This is a genomic window from Deltaproteobacteria bacterium (assembly GCA_018668695.1).
Lineage (GTDB): Bacteria > Myxococcota > XYA12-FULL-58-9 > XYA12-FULL-58-9 > JABJBS01 > JABJBS01.
Genome location: JABJBS010000209.1, coordinates 1 through 4,238, shown reverse-complemented (window position 1 = coordinate 4,238; position 4,238 = coordinate 1). Strand labels below are relative to the sequence as shown.

At 52.0% G+C, this 4,238-nt stretch carries 5 protein-coding genes; 2 read left to right on the top strand and 3 right to left on the bottom strand.

All coding sequences use genetic code 11. The features are described 5' to 3' along the window. Nucleotides 1–274: hypothetical protein (locus tag HOK28_11120; GenBank protein ID MBT6433637.1), on the bottom strand; the 274-nt coding region annotated here is incomplete at its 3' end. A 275-nt stretch (nt 275–549) separates the two neighbouring features. Here HOK28_11120 and HOK28_11115 point away from each other — a divergent pair. Together HOK28_11115 and HOK28_11110 are read left to right on the top strand one after the other, a co-directional pair. Next, the gene (locus tag HOK28_11115; GenBank protein MBT6433636.1) at nt 550–1,347 is read left to right on the top strand and encodes an SDR family oxidoreductase; all 798 of its coding nucleotides are present in this window, start codon (nt 550–552) and stop codon (nt 1,345–1,347) included. A 196-nt stretch (nt 1,348–1,543) separates the two neighbouring features. Continuing rightward, nucleotides 1,544–2,851 (top strand): peptidoglycan DD-metalloendopeptidase family protein, encoded by a 1,308-nt coding sequence (locus HOK28_11110; protein MBT6433635.1) that lies wholly within the window; start codon nt 1,544–1,546, stop codon nt 2,849–2,851. A 44-nt stretch (nt 2,852–2,895) separates the two neighbouring features. Here HOK28_11110 and HOK28_11105 read toward each other — a convergent pair whose 3' ends face one another. Both HOK28_11105 and HOK28_11100 read right to left on the bottom strand, forming a co-directional pair. Beyond that, the gene (locus HOK28_11105) at nt 2,896–3,192 is read right to left on the bottom strand and encodes a redoxin domain-containing protein (GenBank protein MBT6433634.1); all 297 of its coding nucleotides are present in this window, start codon (nt 3,190–3,192) and stop codon (nt 2,896–2,898) included. Nucleotides 3,193–3,225: 33 nt separating this feature from the next. Further along, nucleotides 3,226–4,238 (bottom strand): hypothetical protein (locus HOK28_11100; protein MBT6433633.1); only part of this gene is annotated, 1,013 nt, incomplete at its 5' end.

Below are 4,238 nucleotides of genomic sequence, written 5' to 3'. Positions count from 1 at the left end.
CAAGAACCCGGGTGAGGCTTTGGTCGATTTTGATTTGGTCGGGTCGCATGCACTTGCGGGCCTTATTCAAAGACTGCTGGGTCTCGTCCAGTAATTCGATATTGAGTTTGCGGCGTTGGCTTCCAATCACTGCGGCAGCTTCACCGAGCACCTCTTGGGCCTTAATTTCGCAATTAGCCTCTGTTTTGAGCCCAGAGGCTTGAACCAATGTCACACCAATACCTGCGCTGGTGCCGAAGCTGGTTATCAATATTAATATGAACCACTTTTTCACTGAGTCCTCGATTCGTTCATTTTCGACTTATTTGCGTCTCCGCCCAAATAACAAAGCACGACTTATGCCAAAGGAGGCAGGTTTCAGTAAGCCTATATAAAACATATGACTAGGAGGAATATGAGAGAGTGATTCAAGGCTTTAAAATGGTGTCTCAGCCAAATGTTTGAATCATTGAGCCATAATTTTGGCGCAGATCTGACTGGGTGGTATGAGCGTCCGAGAAGAGATAGGCTTTGTGAAAGGTCAACAATAAGGCTTCCAAGGAGACTTTGATGGCATACGGAAAATGGCGTGGGAAATGGGCTCTGGTTACCGGCTCAAGTGCTGGTATTGGTAAGGATTTTGCGAAAGAGTTGGCGGAATCGGGTGTGAATCTGGTGCTTACTGCCCGGCGTTTGGACCGATTAGAGGCTCTGGCCAAAGAGCTCAAGGATGCTCATGGCGTCGATGTTCGCGTCGTTTCCAGTGATCTTGGAAGTCCAGATGGCGTGACCACGGTGACCAAGATGCTGGATGCCGAGGGTTTGCAAGTCGATATTTTGGTAAACAATGCTGGCTTTGGTATCGCCGGAGAGTTTCACGAGACCGGAGTTGATAAGGCTCTGGGTATGGTTCAGGTCAATATATCATCACTGGTAGCTCTTACCCACGCATTGCTTCCTGGCATGCGAGCGCGTGGTTTTGGCAGCATCATTCTTGTGGGCTCTGTAAATGCATTTATGCCGGTCGCTCACTTTGCGGTGTACAGTGCTACCAAGGCTTTTGTGCGTAGTTTTGGCGAAGCCATGGCTTGTGAGTGTGCTGGCACCGGAGTGACGGTGACCAATGTGCACCCAGGGGGCACGGCTACTGAGTTTGTTGAAGTTGCTGACATGAAGATGGGCGATTTTTTCGAGAGTCAGCTTATGACCTCACGGGCAGTTGCTCGAATTGGTTTGAGCAGTGCACACGGCGGTGCGGTGTCGGTTGTGACGGGGTTGATGAACAAGATGACCGTTTTGATGCTATGGGCTATGCCGCCATTCATGGTGCGGTGGGGTGCCAAAGCGTTCTTTAGTCGCATGCATTGAGTGGCTTAGGAATTCTTATTTCCGAAACGGATGTAAGTAAAACACTCCATTAGCGGAACCTTACAATTTCATCGAGCAAAAGAGCTAAACGTTCCCAGACTTATTGAAGGTCTATGGAGCTGGTCTCGATCTTGGAACCAAAGTCCTGCCCACCATGTAAGTCATCATGGGGAGCGCGGGATCTGGAGAACCCAAGATGTCCAATGTTTCAAGTCGCGGGAACATAACCGGAAATCTCGGCGAAGCTCTTACGCAAGAGCATTCGTCCACTGAGCCAGTGAAGAAGGCTGCTGAGTCTGTCATGGTTGAGGCCGGTCACGACGTCATGTCTTCACACGCCTTGGAGGCCTCGTCGATTATCTCGCCGGCGTCCCCGAGATCACTCGATATTAAAACGCCTCAACTTGCTCACACGCACACGGTTAAACCCAGCCCACTTCAGCCGGAAAATATTGAAAAGGCTCAAGGTGCATTGCGTGCCGCCGGTTTCTCGGTCCCATTTAGCAGTGAATGGGATGAAATGAGCCGTGCAGCGCTGCGCGCCTATCAGTGCAGTATGGGTATGAAAGTATCCGGGGAATGGGACGATGCTACGAAAAGGCATTTAGCTTGGGGGCCGGTGATTCATGGGCAAGAAGCCCTCGAACTCGGTTCACGAGGTTTTGCGGTGGAGCGCCTTCAGGAAGTTCTTTCAAACCAGTTCAGGCATGAAGGCTTGGCATTGAATGGCCAGTTTGACGAGGCCACGCAGCATGCTGTGCGGTCCTTTCAGAACTTTTATCCCAACTTAAAAGTCGATGGCTCGGTTGGGGCTCACACTGCGCAAGCGTTGGATATTTTTCAAGTGCGCACGGGCAACCACGCATTGCGCTCTGGCAGCCGGGGCCCGGTGGTGGAACGTATTCAAAAGGCTTTGGAATTCTGTGGCCACCAGGCGGGATTGAGCGGTATTTATGGGGCAAGCACCACGCGAGCGGTTCGCTCGTTCCAGCGAGAGCAAGGGCTAAACCCTTCAGGGATCATCAACGCCGAAACCTTTGAATCTTTAGAACGTTCGGTGCGAGATGCACGCCGGAGCCGCGACCGGGTTTCTTCCGGCCCGGAGCTTGAACTCTTTCCTCTGCCAGGCAACGACTTCCAGTTGGGACACCCTCATGAGGATACTCAGCAGAATACCGTTGAGGTTTTTGCTCCAGCAGGCACAAAAGTGATGGCTCCCGTTAGCGGTGTCGTTTCCAATATTCGTCGCCGAGCCGAAGACGGCTTCGCCCGTGTCACGGTTCGCCGTGGTGACCACTATTATGCATTTGGGCACTTGGGTTCGGTGGCTCAGTCTTTGCGGGTAGGCTCGCCTTTGAAAGCTGGTGAGAAAATCGGGACCGTCGGGGTTTCGATTTCGAGGCAGCAGGGTGAGGCCAAAATTCAATTCCGGATGTATCAGAGTCAAAGAGGCCGAGAGATGAAACCGGTCTCAGCTTTTCACTATTTAATGAATAGGCTTTAGTTCGTAGGGAACCATTGGGTCAAACGGGTCTCTGCCTGTTTGAACTATTCAATCTTAGCCAGTTCTATTTCGAGAATGGCCTTCATCTCTTCAGGTTCATAGACCGTGTTCACATGAACCACGGTGCCATCTACGCCAATGATCCAGTCCTGTGGATAAATGCTGTTGGTTGGCACAGAACCCGGATTGTATTGGTCTTGAACGGCCGCACCATCATCAAAGAGGATCGGGAATGTGAGTCCCATTTGCTCGCGAAAGCTGGTGAGAATTTCTAAAGAGTCTTCAGAGCCAATGCCCCACACAACAACGCCACGGTCCTTGTATTCTTGCCAGATTCCCATTTCTATGTCCGAGACCTCGGACGGACAAACAGGTCACCAAGTTGCAAAATAGGAGAGCACCACCGGTTTACCGAGCTGTCGGGCCAGCTCGAGGTAGTTGCCATCTAAATCCGGTAGATTGAAGTTTGGAGCGGTTTCACCAATGAGGACACTGCTGCCAGAGGAGCTTGATGCGAGGGTCACCTCTTGAACCGGCTCATCCGGGTCGTTGCTGGCAATGCAAAGGGTGCTCGCGAGATCTGCGCCATCGTTGGCATAGTCCAGCTTGATTTGCATGGTTTCGCCAGGGGCCAGCGTGAGCTTGTCGACACTGATGCTGAATCGTGTGTCTGGAATTTGCATGCCTGAAATGATGAGGTCACTGCCGCCGCGGTTGGTAACCGTTGCTGAACCTTTATCAGTGGTACCGACAAAATAGAGAGCAGATGTTGATACATCGGCATCGGGTGCAATTTTGCCTGCATCGAAGGTGTAGCGGGCAAGCTTTTGCCAATCCGCAACAAAGGCGCCTTCAGATTGACCTGCTACATGCATGGCCCAAGATGGCGTGTCTTCAACGGCCAGTTGTACGGGATTGGCTGGGTCTGAAATATCGGTCACCGCGACGCTTTGTTGGTCTGTAGTCCAGAGGTGGTTGCCAGAAACAGAGACTGAAATGACCGCGCCACCGAGTGTGATGGTACTAAGAGAAACGGGCAGGTCGGGATTATCAAGTGTAAAAACCTGAACACCCGCGCTGCCCACTGCAGCAAAGAGATGGCCGTTCGCATGAACAAGGTCTTGAACACCACCTCGCGCGGATACGATGTTCAGGATGCTTGGAGACTGTGGTGTACTGATATCGAAAGCGATGACGCCGAGGCTGTTATCGCCCACGTAGGCGCGGTCTCCATGGAGAACCACTTCCCATGGGTTACCAAGGCCACCAGTCTCACCAATCAGTTGTGGCTGGCTGGGGCTGGTCATATCAAACACACGCAGCTTTCCATCATGACTGACCATATAGAGATAGGGCTCGGCGTAAGCTAGGCCTGATGCATCCGCGT

Excerpts from the sequence above, each read along its gene's own strand:
- HOK28_11115 (MBT6433636.1), top strand. The coding sequence starts at position 550 with ATGGCATACGGAAAATGGCGTGGGAAATGGGCTCTGGTTACCGGCTCA.
- HOK28_11110 (MBT6433635.1), top strand. The coding sequence starts at position 1,544 with ATGTCCAATGTTTCAAGTCGCGGGAACATAACCGGAAATCTCGGCGAA.
- HOK28_11105 (MBT6433634.1), bottom strand. The coding sequence starts at position 3,192 with ATGGGAATCTGGCAAGAATACAAGGACCGTGGCGTTGTTGTGTGGGGC.